The organism is Corynebacterium sp. AOP36-E1-14, from assembly GCF_052377495.1.
Lineage (GTDB): Bacteria > Actinomycetota > Actinomycetes > Mycobacteriales > Mycobacteriaceae > Corynebacterium.
Map to the genome: position 1 here is coordinate 36,081 of NZ_JBQSWV010000006.1, position 15,383 is coordinate 51,463.

14 protein-coding genes are annotated in these 15,383 nt (G+C 67.5%); 11 read left to right on the plus strand and 3 right to left on the minus strand.

Annotated elements, in window-relative coordinates; translation table 11 throughout:
• The first annotated feature begins 219 nt into the window (after positions 1 to 219).
• Both ctaC and ctaF read left to right on the plus strand, forming a co-directional pair.
• A complete protein-coding gene (gene ctaC, locus ACT3TD_RS04325; RefSeq protein ID WP_441579574.1) occupies positions 220 to 1,332 on the plus strand; it encodes an aa3-type cytochrome oxidase subunit II in 1,113 nt (370 codons plus the stop codon).
• A 27-nt stretch (positions 1,333 to 1,359) separates the two neighbouring features.
• Positions 1,360 to 1,791, plus strand: a complete 432-nt coding sequence (gene ctaF / locus ACT3TD_RS04330) for an aa3-type cytochrome oxidase subunit IV (protein WP_444614820.1) — start codon at positions 1,360 to 1,362, stop codon at positions 1,789 to 1,791.
• Positions 1,792 to 1,897: 106 nt separating this feature from the next.
• Here ctaF and trpD read toward each other — a convergent pair whose 3' ends face one another.
• Positions 1,898 to 2,986 carry an anthranilate phosphoribosyltransferase gene (gene trpD, locus ACT3TD_RS04335; RefSeq protein WP_301442527.1) on the minus strand — a complete coding sequence of 363 codons (1,089 nt, stop codon included), beginning with the start codon at positions 2,984 to 2,986 and terminating at the stop codon, positions 1,898 to 1,900.
• 520 nt (positions 2,987 to 3,506) lie between these two features.
• On the opposite strand from trpD, the gene ctaE reads away from it, so the two are divergent.
• The 4 genes from ctaE (at position 3,507) to qcrB (ending at position 7,944) form a co-directional block, all read left to right on the plus strand.
• Positions 3,507 to 4,118 carry an aa3-type cytochrome oxidase subunit III gene (gene ctaE, locus ACT3TD_RS04340; protein WP_441588138.1) on the plus strand — a complete coding sequence of 204 codons (612 nt, stop codon included), beginning with the start codon at positions 3,507 to 3,509 and terminating at the stop codon, positions 4,116 to 4,118.
• Positions 4,119 to 4,190: 72 nt separating this feature from the next.
• Positions 4,191 to 5,099, plus strand: a complete 909-nt coding sequence (qcrC, locus tag ACT3TD_RS04345) for a cytochrome bc1 complex diheme cytochrome c subunit (protein WP_301442100.1) — start codon at positions 4,191 to 4,193, stop codon at positions 5,097 to 5,099.
• Complete coding sequence (qcrA, locus tag ACT3TD_RS04350; RefSeq protein WP_301442099.1) at positions 5,096 to 6,301, plus strand: cytochrome bc1 complex Rieske iron-sulfur subunit; 1,206 nt, start codon at positions 5,096 to 5,098, stop codon at positions 6,299 to 6,301. The genes qcrC and qcrA overlap by 4 nt, the downstream gene beginning before the upstream one ends.
• Positions 6,298 to 7,944 (plus strand): cytochrome bc1 complex cytochrome b subunit, encoded by a 1,647-nt coding sequence (gene qcrB, locus ACT3TD_RS04355; RefSeq protein ID WP_301442098.1) that lies wholly within the window; start codon positions 6,298 to 6,300, stop codon positions 7,942 to 7,944. The genes qcrA and qcrB overlap by 4 nt, the downstream gene beginning before the upstream one ends.
• A gap of 123 nt (positions 7,945 to 8,067) precedes the next feature.
• Here qcrB and ACT3TD_RS04360 read toward each other — a convergent pair whose 3' ends face one another.
• Positions 8,068 to 8,631 (minus strand): 3'-5' exonuclease, encoded by a 564-nt coding sequence (locus tag ACT3TD_RS04360; protein ID WP_301442097.1) that lies wholly within the window; start codon positions 8,629 to 8,631, stop codon positions 8,068 to 8,070.
• A gap of 434 nt (positions 8,632 to 9,065) precedes the next feature.
• Here ACT3TD_RS04360 and ACT3TD_RS04365 point away from each other — a divergent pair, with 434 nt between their 5' ends.
• From ACT3TD_RS04365 to ACT3TD_RS04385, 5 genes are all read left to right on the plus strand, one after another.
• On the plus strand, positions 9,066 to 9,677 hold the full coding sequence (locus ACT3TD_RS04365; RefSeq protein WP_441579216.1) for an NlpC/P60 family protein: 612 nt from the start codon (positions 9,066 to 9,068) through the stop codon (positions 9,675 to 9,677).
• A gap of 159 nt (positions 9,678 to 9,836) precedes the next feature.
• The gene (locus tag ACT3TD_RS04370) at positions 9,837 to 11,012 is read left to right on the plus strand and encodes an NlpC/P60 family protein (protein WP_301442095.1); all 1,176 of its coding nucleotides are present in this window, start codon (positions 9,837 to 9,839) and stop codon (positions 11,010 to 11,012) included.
• Positions 11,013 to 11,032: 20 nt separating this feature from the next.
• On the plus strand, positions 11,033 to 12,217 hold the full coding sequence (locus tag ACT3TD_RS04375; protein WP_301442094.1) for a glycosyltransferase family 4 protein: 1,185 nt from the start codon (positions 11,033 to 11,035) through the stop codon (positions 12,215 to 12,217).
• A 56-nt stretch (positions 12,218 to 12,273) separates the two neighbouring features.
• Positions 12,274 to 13,254, plus strand: coding sequence for an ROK family protein (locus ACT3TD_RS04380; protein ID WP_301442093.1), 981 nt, complete (start codon positions 12,274 to 12,276; stop codon positions 13,252 to 13,254).
• Positions 13,255 to 13,258: 4 nt separating this feature from the next.
• Positions 13,259 to 14,038, plus strand: coding sequence for a lysophospholipid acyltransferase family protein (locus tag ACT3TD_RS04385; RefSeq protein ID WP_301442092.1), 780 nt, complete (start codon positions 13,259 to 13,261; stop codon positions 14,036 to 14,038).
• Here ACT3TD_RS04385 and ACT3TD_RS04390 read toward each other — a convergent pair.
• Complete coding sequence (locus ACT3TD_RS04390; RefSeq protein WP_301442091.1) at positions 13,929 to 15,347, minus strand: glycosyltransferase 87 family protein; 1,419 nt, start codon at positions 15,345 to 15,347, stop codon at positions 13,929 to 13,931. The genes ACT3TD_RS04385 and ACT3TD_RS04390 overlap by 110 nt on opposite strands.
• Between the last annotated feature and the right edge of the window lie 36 nt (positions 15,348 to 15,383).

A 15,383-nucleotide genomic window follows, 5' to 3' on the forward strand; every position in this document is an offset into this window, starting at 1 on the left:
CACAGACGGGACATGCGGGACACCCGGGTGGGCTTCCAGCTGACCCCCAGCAACCCCGAATAGGGCCGACAGAAAATCACAATGGTGTGCATGATGCAGGGGCAGCCCCCTCCATGCACTATTGTCGGATCATGACACGGGACCCGAGTCCGTCCTCTGCAGGCGACGGACACCGGCGTTCCGATGAACACGACGTGTGATTGAGGAAGGCATACTCGCGTGGTACAGCGAAAAGTTCACGGAAGAGGTCGCAAGCTCGGCCTCGCCGGCGTGCTGGGACTCGGATCCCTTGCCCTGGTCGGCTGCGATGTCGCACCCCCCGACAACGGTTTCTTCCATGCCCTGCGCATGGGTTGGCCCGACGGAATCACCCCGGAGGCCCAGTCCATGGGTAACTTCTGGGTGTGGACCTGGGTCGTAGCCTGGATCATCGGAATCATCATGTGGGCTCTCATGTTCCTCGTGATCTTCCGGGACAGCGACAAGCGCGCTGCCAAGAAGGGCAAGCCGGAGTTCCCGAGGCAGACGGCCTACAACGTTCCGCTGGAGTTGACGTTGACCGTCATCCCGGTGCTGATCGTCATGGGCCTGTTCTTCTTCACCGTGCAGACCCAGGACAAGGTCACCGCACTGGACAAGGACCCGCAGGTGACCGTTGACGTGACGGCCTACCAGTGGAACTGGAAGTTCGGTTACGGCGAGGTGAGCGGAGACCTGACCGAGGACGGGCAGGAGTACGTGGGCCAGGACCAGGACCGTGCGGACGCGGCCGAGGCTAACGCCGCCGTGCCGCAGGACGACCGTGACGAGCACGGCCAGTCCGTGGGCCCGATCCACGGTAAGTCCGCCGAGGACTTCACCTACCTGCACTACAACCAGATCGAGACCCTGGGTACCTCCGAGGAGGTCCCGGTGCTCGTCCTGCCGACGAACACCCCGATCGAGTTCAACCTCGCGTCCTCCGACGTGATCCACTCCTTCTGGGTTCCGGAGTTCCTGTTCAAGCGCGACGTGTTCCCGCACCCCGAGGCGAACCAGTCCGAGCGACGGTTCCAGATCGAGAGCATCGACAGCGAAGGCGCCTTCGTGGGCCGTTGCGCCGAGATGTGCGGTACCTACCACGCGATGATGAACTTCGAGGTGCGTGCTGTGAGCCCGGAGAACTTCGCGGCCTACATCGCCTACCGCGAGGCCAACCCCGAGGCCACCAATGCTGAGGCGCTGGCGGAGATCGGCGAGGACCCCTACGCCACCTCGACCCAGCCTTTCCTCCCCGGCCGTGAGGCTACCCGGGGTGTCGAGGGCGACAACTACATCGACCGTTCCGCCTAGTCGGCGACGAGACACTAGGAGACAACAATGCGGCAGACAGCCAAGTTGATGTACGGACTCTCACTGTTCCTGACGGTGATGGCGGTCGTGTACTTCTACGCGACGTCGCAGCTGAACGACGGCGAAAACGTCCAGGGTATCGAGTGGGCGGGTGGAACCGGGCTTGTCCTGGCGACCCTGCTGACCCTGTTCCTGGGTGTGTACTTCCACCTGAGCAACTCCAAGGCCGACATCGAGCCGAAGGACTGGGAGGAGGCCGAGATCGAGGACGGCGCCGGCGTGCTGGGCTTCTTCTCCCCGCACTCGGGCTGGCCCTTCCTGATGTCCCTGGCCATCGTGATGATGGCCTACGGCATCGCCTTCTTCCTCATCTGGCTGATCCTGCTCGGCGCGGTCATGCTGGTCTGGTCCACCACGATGCTGAACCTCCAGTACGGCCTCCCGCCGGAGAAGGAGTAACGACACCTGCGCCCCGTTGACGACGGGGTACACGTGACAAGGAGCACCCGCATCTTCCTCGCGGGTGCTCCTTTCGGCATGTCCGGGGGATGGCCCCGGATCAGGCTCAGAGGTTGATGATGTCGTTCATCTTCTTCTCCGCGGCGCCGGACTCCAACGCCTCACGGGCGACGGCGAGCTGCTCGGCGAGGGCCGACTTCAGGTCGCCGTCCCAGCCGTGCACGGCGGTCAGGGCGGCGGCTGCGTTGATCAGGACAGCATCCTTGACTGCGCCGGTGATCTCCCCGGCCATCAGTCGGCGTGCGATGTCGGCGTTGTACTCCGGGTCGCCGCCCTTGAGCGCGTCGTCGTCGTAGACGTCGAGGCCGAAGGTGCGCGGGTTGATCGTGAATTCGCCGGTGCGGCCGTCCTCGTCGACGGTGACGACCTCGGTGGGGGCGCACACGCTGATCTCGTCCATCCCGTCGAGCCCCCGCACGATCAGGGCGCGTACACCCTGGTGGGCGAAGGCGCCGCCCATGATCGGCATCATGTCGCGGAACGCGCAGCCGATGAGGCCGAACTTCGGGCCGGCGGGGTTGGTCATGGGGCCGAGGAGGTTGAACAGCGTCGGTACGGCGAGTTCGGAACGCACCGGGCCGGCGAAGCGCATCGCCGGGTGGTAGGTCTTGGCGAACATGAACGCGAAACCTGTCTTGAGGGCGTCCTCGTGGATGGTGTCGGGGGAGCGGTCGATGTCCAGGCCCAGCACCTCCAGGACGTCCGCCCCGCCGCACTTTGAGGACGCCGCACGGTTGCCGTGCTTGACGACCGGCACGCCGGTCGCGGCGACGACGAAGGACGCCATCGTCGAGATGTTGACGGTGTGGTGGCCGTCGCCGCCCGTGCCGACGATGTCGACGGCGTCGGGGATGTCACTGAAGTCGACCGGTGTGGCGAAGGAGCGCATGGCGGAGGCCGCGGCGGAGAGCTCGGCGGCGGTGATGCCCTTGACGCGCAGGCCGAAGGCGAAGGCGGCGAGCTGGGCGTCCGTCGCGCCTCCCTCCATCACCTGGCTGACGGCCCAGGTGATCTGCGACTCGCTGAGCTCCTCGTGGCGTCCGATGCGGTCCAGGACCCCGGGCCAGGTGAAGTAGCTCCCGGGGAGACGGTCGGAGCCCAGGGGCGTGACGTGGTCGGGAGATTTCGGGGTCAGGTCGTCCGGCATCGGTGCCGTCCTCTCGGTGGGTCTGGTCGTTGGCTGTGTCCGCCTGGGGACGTTGCCATCCTATTACGTGCAGCGGCGCCGGGGCCGTTCAGGACGGCGCAGGACGCGGCACGTGGTCCGGCGTGGTTCAGGGGCGGGGGAGAGGGGCCGCTGATTGGGTCGTCGCAGCGTGTCTTGGGTAGACTTCCCGGAATGGATCGGCCTCTACGGCCCAGGTGATCTGCCGGTCTCTGACGGGTCAGGTTCCTGGCAGTTCCCAACCCCCCGGTACGGGGGTGTCGGAGAGGGGCGCGACGGAGGGCGGGGATGCGTCGGGGGACGGCGCGACAGACGGTCAACCTGCGGTGATGCGGGTGCGTCGTAAATGATCGGCAAGAGTTCCCGGCTAACCCCGTTTGTGGTGAGTTGCCAGGAAACGTGAAGCCACTACCAGCGGTTTTGCAGAAACCCCTGAACTCGCCGGGGTTGCGAATCGACTAGGGGGCCGGGGTCGGTCATACTTGTACGCGTGACGAGCGCAGTTGGAAACCAAAGCATGGCAGCACCGCAGCGTGCCGTGACGCTGAACCGACCGAACATGGTCAGCGTCGGCACGATTGTGTTCCTGTCCCAGGAATTGATGTTCTTCGCGGGCCTGTTCGCGATGTACTTCGTCTCGAAGGCGAACTCGAACGGAAACTGGCCCTCCGAGCCTACCGAGCTCAACGTCCCGTTCGCTCTGGCGATCACCGTGATTCTGGTGTCGTCGTCGTTCACCGCCCAGTGGGGGGTGTTCGCCGCGGAGCGCGGGGACGTGTTCGGTCTGCGGAAGTGGTACGCACTCACGGTTGTCCTGGGGTTGATCTTCCTCTCCGGGCAGGCGTACGAGTACATCCACCTCGTGCAGCACGGCACCACGATCTCAAGCAGCGTCTACGGGTCGGTGTTCTACATCACCACCGGCTTCCACGGCGCACACGTCCTCGCCGGCGTGCTTGCCTTCGTGGTCGTGCTGCTCCGCACGGTGAAGTCGAAGTTCACTCCAGCCCAGGCCACCGCCGCCGTCGTCGTGTCGTACTACTGGCACTTCGTCGACGTCGTGTGGATCGGACTGTGGATCACCATTTACTTCATCCAGTAGGCCGGACGGGCCGATGTGTGACGCTCGGCCGTTAAGCCCATCGCCTTCCAAATGACGAGTTAAGGGAACAAGATGGATACGAACAATCCAACTCCCGAGGGGGAGACCCCGGTGGCGGCCTCCGCCCCGGCATCCACAACACGCAAGAAGCGTCGTACCCGGCGTAAACTGCGCCGGACCATGGCTGGAGCGCTGGCGCTCGTGCTCGGTCTGACCGGCGCAGGTCTGGTCGCCCAGGCCTTCACCCCGGACCCCCAGTCCGCGACCGCGCAGCAGGACGCGCAGTCGATGATCACCCAGGGCCAGGAGATCTACGAGGTCGCCTGCATCACCTGCCATGGCGCCAACCTCCAGGGCGTCCAGGACCGCGGTCCGTCCCTGGTCGGCGTCGGCGAAGGTGCCGTGTACTTCCAGGTGCACTCCGGCCGCATGCCGATGAAGCGCAACGAGGCCCAGGCCGACCGTAAGGACGCGCGCTTCAACGAGGCGCAGACGCTGGCTCTCGCGGCCTACGTCAACGCCAACGGCGGCGGCCCCGGAATCGTCAAGGACGAGGACGGGACCATCGCCATGGAGTCCCTGCGCGGATCCCACAACAACGACGGCGAGATCGACCCCTCGGACGTCTCGCGTGGTTCCGACCTCTTCCGCCTGAACTGCGCTTCCTGCCACAACTTCACCGGTCGTGGCGGAGCCCTGTCCGGCGGTAAGTACGCCCCGGACCTCGACGCGGCCAACGAGCAGGAGATCTACCAGGCCATGCTCACCGGCCCGCAGAACATGCCGAAGTTCTCCGACCGTCAGCTGACCGCTGACGAGAAGAAGGACATCATCGCGTACATCAAGTCCTCCAAGGAGACCCCCAACCCCGGCGGCCTCGGCCTCGGCGGGATCGGCCCGGTCACTGAGGGCATGTTGATGTGGATCGTCGGGATCGTCGTGCTGATCGGCACGGCCATGTGGATTGGAACCCGGTCATGAGTGAGATCAAGAGCACCTACTCTGAAGAAGAGATCAAGGGCATGAGCGACGAGGAGCTCGCCCGCCTCGGTACCGAGCTCGACGACGTCACCGTTGCCTTCCGCAAGGAGCGCTTCCCGGTGGAGAACGACCCGGCCGAGAAGCGCGCCGCCCGCGGCGTCGGCTTCTGGTGGGCACTCTCCGTCGTCTTCGGCCTCGCATTCATCGCGGTCTACCTGTTCTGGCCGTGGGAGTACAAGCACCTCGAGCAGGACGGGCTGTGGGTCTACAGCCTCTACACCCCGCTGCTCGGTGTGACCTCCGGTCTGTCGATCATCACGCTGGGTATCGGCGCGGTGCAGTTCTCCAAGAAGTTCGTCCCCGAGGAGATCGCGGTCCAGAAGCGTCACGACGGCCCCTCCGACGAGGTGGACCGCCGGACGATGACCGCGCTGCTCAACGACGCGTGGAAGACCTCCACCCTCGGACGCCGCAAGGTCCTCATGGGCCTGGGTGGCGCCGGAGTGGCGCTCGCCGGTGTGGCGATCGCCCTGCCGCTGGGCGGTATCGTGAGGAACCCGTGGAAGCCCCGTGCGATGGGCATCGACGGCGACGGCACGCTGTGGACCACCGGCTGGACCCTCGTCAACGAGGGGGAGAAGGTGTACCTCGGCCGCGACACCGGTGCTATCGCCGAGGAGCACGACGGTCACTGGAGCACCGAGGGCGTCAACCGCCTGATCCGTGTCCGCCCGGAGGATCTCGACGCCGGCGGTATGGAGACGGTCTTCCCGATGACCGAGGAGATGGTCAACGACCACGACGACTTCGACGCAACCCGCGACGTGTACGAGGAGCAGATGCACTCGATCCACGGTTCGCGCAACGCCGTGATGCTCATCCGCCTCCGTCACGCCGACGCCGTCCGGGCTGTCCAGCGTGAGGGCCAGGAGGACTTCCACTACGGCGACTACTACGCCTACTCGAAGATCTGCACCCACATCGGTTGCCCGACGTCGCTCTACGAGCAGCAGACCAACCGTATTCTCTGCCCGTGCCACCAGTCGCAGTTCGATGCGCTGCACTGGGGTAAGCCGGTGTTCGGTCCGGCCGCACGCGCCCTGCCCGAGCTGTCCATCAACGTCGATGAGGACGGGTTCCTGTACGCGGACAAGAACTTCGTCGAGCCCGTCGGCCCTGCCTTCTGGGAGCGTCAGTCATGAGCACACCCACAAAGCCCTCCCGTCTCGCAGAGGCGGCCAACAACTTCGACGAGCGTTACACTGCTGCCGGCGGTCTCCGGAAGCAGATGAACAAGGTCTTCCCGAGCCACTGGTCCTTCATGCTCGGTGAGATCGCGCTCTACTCCTTCATCATCCTGCTGCTGTCGGGTGTCTACCTGACGCTGTTCTTCGATCCCTCGCTGTCGAAGGTCATCTACGACGGCGCCTACGCACCGCTCAACGGTGTGGAGATGTCGCGTGCCTACGAGACGGCCCTGAACATCTCGTTCGAGGTCCGTGGCGGTCTGTTCATCCGCCAGGTGCACCACTGGGCGGCACTGCTGTTCGCCGTGTCGATCATGGTCCACATGATGCGCATCTTCTTCACCGGTGCGTTCCGCAAGCCCCGTGAGGCGAACTGGATCATCGGCTGCGTCCTGCTGCTGCTGTCCATCGCCGAGGGCTTCATGGGCTACTCGCTGCCGGACGACCTGCTCTCCGGCGTGGGTCTGCGCATCATGTCCGCGATCATCATCGGTCTGCCGATCATCGGTACCTGGCTGCACTGGATCATGTTCGCCGGCGACTTCCCGGGCGACATCATCATCCCGCGCCTGTACATCGCCCACGTCCTGCTGATCCCCGCGATCCTGCTGGCACTGATCGCCGCCCACCTGGCGCTGGTCTGGTACCAGAAGCACACCCAGTTCCCCGGACCGGGCCGTACCGAGCGCAACGTCGTCGGTGCCCGCGTGATCCCCGTGTTCGCCGTGCACTCCTCGGCCTTCGGTCTGATCACCTTCGGCTTCGTGGCACTGCTCGCCGGTGTCTTCCAGATCAACGCGATCTGGAACCTCGGCCCGTACAACCCGTCGCAGGTCTCCGCCGGTTCCCAGCCCGACATCTACATGCTGTGGACGGACGGTGCCGCGCGAATCATGCCGGCGTGGGAGCTCTACCTCGGCAGCTACACGGTTCCCGCCGTTGTCTGGGTCGCGATCCTGCTGGGCATCCTGGTCATGCTGCTGTTCGCCTACCCGTTCATCGAGCAGCACTTCACGAAGGACAAGGCGCACCACAACCTGCTGCAGCGTCCCCGCGACGTGCCGGTGCGTACCTCCCTCGGTGTGATGGCCCTGGTCGCCTACGCGATCCTGACCATCTCGGGTGGTAACGACCACGTGGCAGTGTTCTTCCACATCTCGCTGAACGCCATGACGTGGATCGGTCGTATCGGGTTCATCATCCTGCCCCCGATCGCCTACTTCGTCACCTACCGGATCTGCCTGGGTCTCCAGCGCTCCGACCGTGAGGTGCTCGAGCACGGCATCGAGACCGGTACGATCAAGCAGCTGCCCTCCGGTGGCTTCATCGAGGTCCACCAGCCCCTCGGCCCGGTCGACGAGCACGGTCACCCGATCCCGCTCGACTACGCCGGTGCCGCGGTGCCGCGCCGCCTCAACCAGCTCGGCTTCGCCGGCCAGCCCGGCCGTGGCTCTCTGTTCTCCCCGGACCCGGAGGACATCGTGTCCCAGGTCGAGGAGATCGAGGAGGCCAACGAGCACGAGCACAAGGAGATGCTGATGCGTCTCCAGGAGGAGAACCGTCGCAAGCTCAGCGACGAGGGTCACGAGAACCCCTGAACCCTCTCCACCCCGTGAGAACCCCGCCCCGCCCACCGTGTCACCACGGTCGGCGGGGCGGGGTTCTTCGTGTCGCTCCTTACCCTCCTTACCCTCCTTAGCCCTTACCCGTGGTCCTTGCCGTCAGTCCCCGCCTGCAGCCACCGCATACAGCCTGGACAGCAGGTCGACGGTGGCGAGCACATCGTCCACGGCACGGTGGGAGGGACGGTGCTCCAGCTCCAGGACGTCCGCCAGCGTCGCCAGCTTGTACCGGCCGACCATGGAGCGGGGGAGGAGCTCACGCGCCGAGGCCGCGGTACACACGGAACGACGCGCATCCAGGACGCTCTCGCGCTCCTGGCGCCGGAACTCCGCGTCGACGAAGGCGATGTCGAAGGAGACGTTGTGCCCGACGACCAACCGGCCCCCGACCACGGAGGCAATGTCGTCGGCGATCTGGGCGAAGGTGGGGGTGTCGCTCAACGTCTCGTCGTCGATACCGGTCAGTTCGCTGATGTCGCGGTCCAGAGGGCGCCCGGGGCTCACCAGCGAGTGGTAGAGGCCCGCAGGTCGACCGTCCACCACGGAGAGCGCGGCGAACTCGATTATCTGGTCGCAGGACGGGTCCAGCCCGGTCGTCTCGCAGTCGATGACCACGCAGTCGGAGAGTGCGGCGGCGAGTTCGTGCTCGAGGGGGGTGTTCACAGGCACAGAGTCTACGGCGCGGCACGGACATGGACTGACACGGACGGATAGAGACGCACATGGAAGGTCACGACGGTGGTACGGGTGTGGTCGATGTGGCGATGGCGCCCCGCCGTGCGGCAAGTGTGACGAGGATCACAGTAGAGTTTCTTGCGGCGGTGGCGTGAGGCGGCGTCCGCAGCTTCCGGTCGGCGTGACGGCAACGTCCCTGCTGGTCATGGCGTTCAGGTTCGGCTACTCGCCTGGTTGGGGGAATCGGGTCAAGCTTTGGTCGCGATTGGATAACGGTTAAATAACGAACTGCTCACGGCTTGGTCACGGCCCGGCAGTTGGACACGGTCGCGCAGTTTTCGTAATCTTCTCGTGACCTTAAGGGGCGACGCCGTGACGTATCCGGGACGTCCCCGACAGCAATCAGAAAGGCAACATCCCTCATGGGCAAGCACCGTATGAAGAAGGACCACTCCCGCCGCAACGCCGTAGCCGTCGCTGCCGTGGGCATGGGCGTCGTCCTCGCCCTGCCTGCCACCGCTCAGGCCGTTACCGTCGAGGTTCCGAACTCCGACATCAGCGTCGACGTTCCGAACGAGGCCGTTGACTTCGCCAAGCAGCACGTGGACGTGGATCCCTTCATCGCCGCGGCCGAGCAGGCCGCACCCGCCGCCGGCTCCTCCGAGGCCCCGGCATCCTCCTCCTCCGACAGTGTCGGCCAGCAGATCGCCGACGCCGCCATGTCGAAGCAGGGCGCACCCTACTCCTGGGGCGCCGCCGGCCCGGACGCCTTCGACTGCTCCGGACTGACCAGCTGGGCCTACAGCCAGGCCGGCAAGTCCATCCCGCGCACCTCGGGCGAGCAGGCGGGCGCCGGCACCCCGGTCTCCATCGACTCCCTGCAGCCGGGAGACGTCGTCTCCTACTACTCCGGCGCCTCGCACGTCGCCATCTACATCGGCGACGGCAAGATCGTCCACGCCCTCAACGAGGGCTCCCCGGTCCAGGTCAACGACCTGAACTACATGCCGATCAACAACGCCGTCCGCTTCTAGGACGCGTTCGACGTGTTCGGCCGCAGCTCCAGCGTGGTGGGTACCCGCCGGGGTACCCCCACCTGGGGCGCCGTGCGTGTGGGACTACGTCCCTCCCGTACTGGTATGGCACTATATCGACGTTGACTTTCGTGACAAGGTGAAGAGGTTCAAGTTACTGTGAGCAGGATCCGCCCCTCGGGGGCCAAGCGTTCCACCGGTAGTGCGTCGGCCAGGGCCATCATCGGCATCGGTGCCGCTGTCGTGCTCACCGTCACCTCCACCTCCATCGTCGCCGCGGACCCGGACGCAGCCACCTCAGGCTCTGACGGTTCCGACGCCGCTGACGCGATCGACGTCTCACCCCTCCCGGACGACGCGGACGGTCTCCTCGACCGACTCGCCGAGGTCTCCCGCCAGGCCCAGGAGGCCAGCGACGCGGTGCAGGAGAACACCGGTGCCCTCGACGAGACCCACGCCCAGCTCGACCGGGCCGTGCGTGCCTCCGAGCACTACTCCGAGCAGGCCACCCAGGCCCGCGAGGAGGTCGAGGCGAACCGTGGTCCCGTCACCGAGCTGTCGCAGTCGCTCTACCGTGGCGCGGTCATCGACCCGGTCTCCGCGGTCACCGGTTCTGCGAACCCGCAGGACGCCATCGACCGTCGCGCCTTCGCCACCGCGCTGAACAACGACCGCACCTCCACTCTCTCCGCTTTCCAGGAGGGGCTGTCGGAGGCGGCGGACCTGGAGTCGAAGGCGAACCGGTCGAAGGCCTCCGCCGACTTCCAGCTGAGCCAGCTGGAGTCGCGGCAGACGGCCCTGGACGAGCGCATCAGTGAGCTCGACGGTCTCAAGGACCAGATCTCCACCGCGGTGGACGGCCTCAGCCCGGAGCAGAAGCAGCGCTGGGTGGACCGCAACGGCCCGATCGACGTCGATGTCGACGAGTTCCTCGGCAGGGTCGGCAGCGCGGCCGGCAGTGCCGCCGGCGACGCCGCCGCCGCGGTCAGCGCGATCGCGGACGGCGCCGTGGGCGCCGCGATGTCCAAGCTGGGTTCCCCCTACTCCTGGGGTGCCGCAGGCCCGGACGCCTTCGACTGCTCCGGCCTGATGTACTGGGCCTACCAGCAGATCGGCACCACCGTGCCGCGCACCTCCGCCGCGCAGGTGTCCGGCGGGACCTCGGTCTCGCGGGACGCCCTGCAGCCCGGCGACATCGTCGGCTTCTACCCGGGTGTCACCCACGTGGGCATGTACATCGGCGACGGCAAGATCGTCCACGCGTCCGACTACGGCATCCCGGTGCAGGTCGTCAGCGTCGACAGCATGCCCTTCGCCGGCGCCGCCCGGTACTGAGAGCGCGCACGCCCTCGCCCGTGGCTTCCCGCGTCCTGCTGGTCACCAACGACTTCCCGCCCGCCGTCGGCGGCATCCAGAGCTACCTGCGCGACTACTGCGCGGAGCTGGAACGCCGCGACCCGGGGCGTCTGACGGTCCTGGCGTCCACGCAGGACGCCGCGGCCGCCGCGTCCCACGACGCAGGTCTGCCCTACGACGTGGTCCGCTGGCCGCGCAAGGTCATGCTGCCCACCCCGGCGACCGCCGCCCGGATGGCCGAGGTCATCCGTGAGCGCGGCATCGACACCGTGTGGTTCGGTTCCTCCACGCCCCTGGGTCTGATGGGAGGGGCGGCACGCACCGCGGGCGCGACCCGCGTGGTGGCGTCCACCCACGGCCACGAGGTCGGCTGGTCGATGGTGCCGGGCGGACGTTCCGTCCTGCGCGCCATCGGCCGCCGGACGGACTGCCTGACCTACGTCTCGCGCTACGCGCGCAGCCGGTTCGCCTCGGCCTTCGGGCCGGACGTGGCCTGGGAACCGATGCCCGGCGGCGTCGACGCCGACGTCTTCCGCCCGGACCCCGCGGGCCGGGAGACGGTGCGTACCCGGCTGGGGCTGCAGGATCGCCGCGTGATCGTGTGCGTCTCGCGGATCGTCCCGCGCAAGGGGCAGGACACCCTCGTCGAGGCGATGCCGGAGGTTCTGGCCGCCGTGCCGGACGCACACCTGCTCATCGTCGGCCCCGGCGACGACGCCGGACGCCTGGCCGCACGTGCGACCACGCTGGGCGTGGCGGGCCGGGTGACGGTCACCGGCCCGGTGGACTACGGCGAACTCGTCGCCCACTACTGTGCCGGCGACGTCTTCGCCATGCCCGTGCGCACCCAGGGCGGTGGTTTCAGCGTGGAGGGGCTCGGCATCGTCTTCCTGGAGTCGCAGGCCTGCGGTGTGCCCACCATCGCCGGCGACGGCGGCGGCGCCCCGGAGACCGTGCAGGACGGGGTGACCGGCGACGTCGTCGACGGTGAGGACACCGCCGCGGTCGCCGCCTGCGTCGCCGCCCTGCTCGCCGACCCGGAACGGGCGCGACGCTACTCCGAGCAGGGGAGACGCTACGTCCGGGACGCCTGGAACTGGGACGTGCTTGGCCAGCAGCTCGTCAACGTCCTGGACGGCGGGGCGGCCCGCCCGCCGCGCCACAGTTGGAACTGGCGGATGTGACCGATACCCTGAACGGGTTGCGCCGGGACGCCGGTGCGAGACGTACAGGAGGACAAGTGACGCAACTGACCATCGGCATCGACATCGGGGGGACGAACCTGCGCGCCGCGGTGGTCGACCCGGACGGACGGGTGCTGGACGTGGAGCAGTTGCCCACCCCGTCGACGGTCGAGTCGCTCGAGACGGCGATCGCCCACGCGGTGGGCATCCTGCGTTCCCGGCACTCCGTGGGGGCGGTGGGCCTCGCCGTGGCGGGTTTCATCACCGCGGACCAGGAGCGCGTGCGCTTCGCCCCGCACCTTCCGTGGCGCGACCGTGACGTGCGTGACCGGCTGACCCGGCGCCTGGGCCTGCCCGTCGTGCTCGAGCACGACGCGAACGCCGCGGCCTGGGGCGAGCAGATCCTCGGCCCCGGACGCGACGCCGCCACCTGGGTTCTCTTCGCCGTCGGCACCGGCATCGGCGGCGCCCTGGTGACCGAGGGGCAGCTCTACCGCGGCTCCTACGGCGCAGCGCCGGAGTTCGGCCACCTCACCGTGGTTCCCGGCGGTCGGGCGTGCCCGTGCGGCAAGCGCGGCTGCCTGGAGCGTTACTGCTCGGGCAGCGCCCTGGAGACCACGGCGCTGGAGTTCATCGCCACCGGACGCCACCCCGACAGCATGCTCGCCGGGATCTTCCACTCGCGCCCGGAGGAGATCACGGGACGAAGCGTGGTGCGCCTGGCACGTGACGGCGACCCGCTGGCGATGGAGGTCATCGACGACTTCGCCCTCTGGCTGGGACGTGGCCTCTCGGCGGTCCAGGAGGTGCTGGACCCCGAGCTCATCGTGCTCGGCGGCGGGGTGTCGGCGGACGCCGACCTGTACCTTCCCGGGGCCCGCGCCGAGATGGAGGCCTCGGTGGTCGGCTCGGGTTTCCGGCCGATGGCCCGCGTCGAAGCGGCGTCCCTGGGTTCCGAGGCGGGTATGATCGGCGTGGCGCTCCTTGCCGGGCATGCTCACCTGAGTTCGTCCACGACCTGCTTGCGAAAGGGATAGATCAGTGCAGAACCGCACCTACTGGTGGTTGAAGAAGGTGGTCATCGGACCGTGGCTGTGGGTCCTGAACCGGCCGTACTCCAGTGGTCTGGACAAGATCCCCGCCGAGGGCCCGGCCATCCTGGCCTCCAACCACCTCGCGGTGATGGACTCGCTGTACTTCCCGCTGCTGGCGGAGCGTCAGCTGACCTTCCTGGCGAAGAAGGAGTACTTCACCACCCCGGGCTTCGCCGGGGCCATCCAGAAGTGGTTCTTCACCTCGGTCGGGCAGGTGCCCATCGACCGGCAGGACAAGGACTCGCAGGACGCCGCCCTGGAGACCGCCCTGCGCGTTCTGGACAAGGGCGACCCGCTGGGCATGTACCCGGAGGGAACCCGCTCACCGGACGGCAGGATGTACCGCGGCAAGACGGGCATGGCCCGTATCGCCCTGGCTTCCGGGGCGAAGATCTACCCCGTGGCGATGATCGACACCCAGAAGGCGAACGTGGCCGGCTCCTGGCTGCTGCGTCCGCACCGGGTGGGCGTCGTCGTCGGTGACCCGATCGACCCGGCCGACTTCGCCGACGCCGGGGAGGGTGTCTCCCCCGCCCGTGCCCTGACGGACTACACGATGGAGCGGATCGCCGAACTCTCCGGTCAGGAGTACGTGGAGGGTGCGTACGCCGCCGACGTCAAGGAGTCGCTGACCGCCGGTCGGGGTTATCCGGAGGGGTCTGAACCGGGTTCGGGCCGGGTGCTGGGGAGCAAGCCCCGCCCGCGATTCCTTCGTTTCCGTCTCTGAGTTCGGTTCCGGACTCCGGTGACTCCGGGGCCCCTGGGGACTCTGCAGCTCCTGGATGGACGGGCCGGAAGACCCGGGGCCACACCCCGGCCACTCCGAGCCACAGCAGTGCGGCGAGCACGTACTCCGAACCCAGCAGTTTCATCACCAGGGACCAGTCCTGCTCGGCCCCGTGGGCCGACGGCAGGTAGACGTGCACCGGGAACGCGGTGGACACCAGCACGAGCACCACACCGAGCACGGCGAGGGGGATCACGCCGGGGCCGGTACGGTGGGCCGCCACCCGTGTCCACAGCGACACCCCGACGACCAGCATCAGCGGCAGCACCCAGACCCAGTGGTGTGCCCAGGACACCGGGGACACCAGCAGGGCCAGCAGGGCGTTGGTGCACACTGCGGCGGTGTAGGCGCCCACGCTGAACAGCCGGACCATCACCACGGCGATCAGGACCACGGTCACCGCGGCGAAGACGTACCACAGGCCGGTCTGCAGGGGGTCGTCGGTGAACCGGGCGATCATGCCGCGCACCGACTGGTTGGCGGAGTAGGCGAGCCCGCCGATGCGGGAGGGGTCGCTGATGGTCTCCGTCCAGTACTGGCGTGAGTCGGCCGGCAGCACCAGCCAGGCCAGGGCGCTGGCCCCGAGGCCGGACACCACGCTGGTGACCGCCGGGCCCCACTGCCGGCGCAGCAGCAGGTACAGGCCGAAGACGGCGGGCGTGAGTTTCAGGGCGGCCGCCAGACCGATCATCATGCCTCGCGGCCAGGGCGTGCGGGGGAGCAGCAGGTCGGCGGCGACCATCAGCATGAGGATCACGTTGATCTGGCCGAACTCCAGGGTGTGGGTCACGGGCCACAGCCACACGGCGAGGGGCAGCACTAACAGGGCGGCGAGTGTGAGCTGGCGGCGGGTGACCGTGAACCCGGTGCGTCCGGCGACTTCTCCGGCCAGGGCGTTCAGCACGATCACGGTGGTCGCCAGGAGGGCGAGCACGCTCAGCACCGTGAAGACGGTGAAGCCCAGGTTGCTGGAGACCAACGCCAGCGGCGCGAAGACCAGGGCGGACAGGGGAGGGTAGGTGAAGGGCAGGGTGATGCCCTGCGCCTGGAAGCTCTGGTTGTACAGGCTCGCCCCGTCCAGGACGGCCTGCCCGCCACCGCGGTAGATGTCGTAGTCGAAGTGGTAGGTGACGGTGTCGTCGCTGATGACGAACCTGAGGACGCCGGCCACGGTGACCGCGAGGAGGACTCCGAGGTAACAGAGCACAACGCTGCGGCGACGGAGATCGGGTTTGCTGGGGTTTTCCACGGGATACGACTCTATATCAGGGCACACTCAATTGAT

Coding starts and splice junctions, on each gene's coding strand:
- qcrB (WP_301442098.1), top strand. CDS start 6,298: ATGAGCACACCCACAAAGCCCTCCCGTCTCGCAGAGGCGGCCAACAAC.
- ctaF (WP_444614820.1), top strand. CDS start 1,360: ATGCGGCAGACAGCCAAGTTGATGTACGGACTCTCACTGTTCCTGACG.
- ACT3TD_RS04365 (WP_441579216.1), top strand. CDS start 9,066: ATGGGCAAGCACCGTATGAAGAAGGACCACTCCCGCCGCAACGCCGTA.
- qcrA (WP_301442099.1), top strand. CDS start 5,096: ATGAGTGAGATCAAGAGCACCTACTCTGAAGAAGAGATCAAGGGCATG.
- qcrC (WP_301442100.1), top strand. CDS start 4,191: ATGGATACGAACAATCCAACTCCCGAGGGGGAGACCCCGGTGGCGGCC.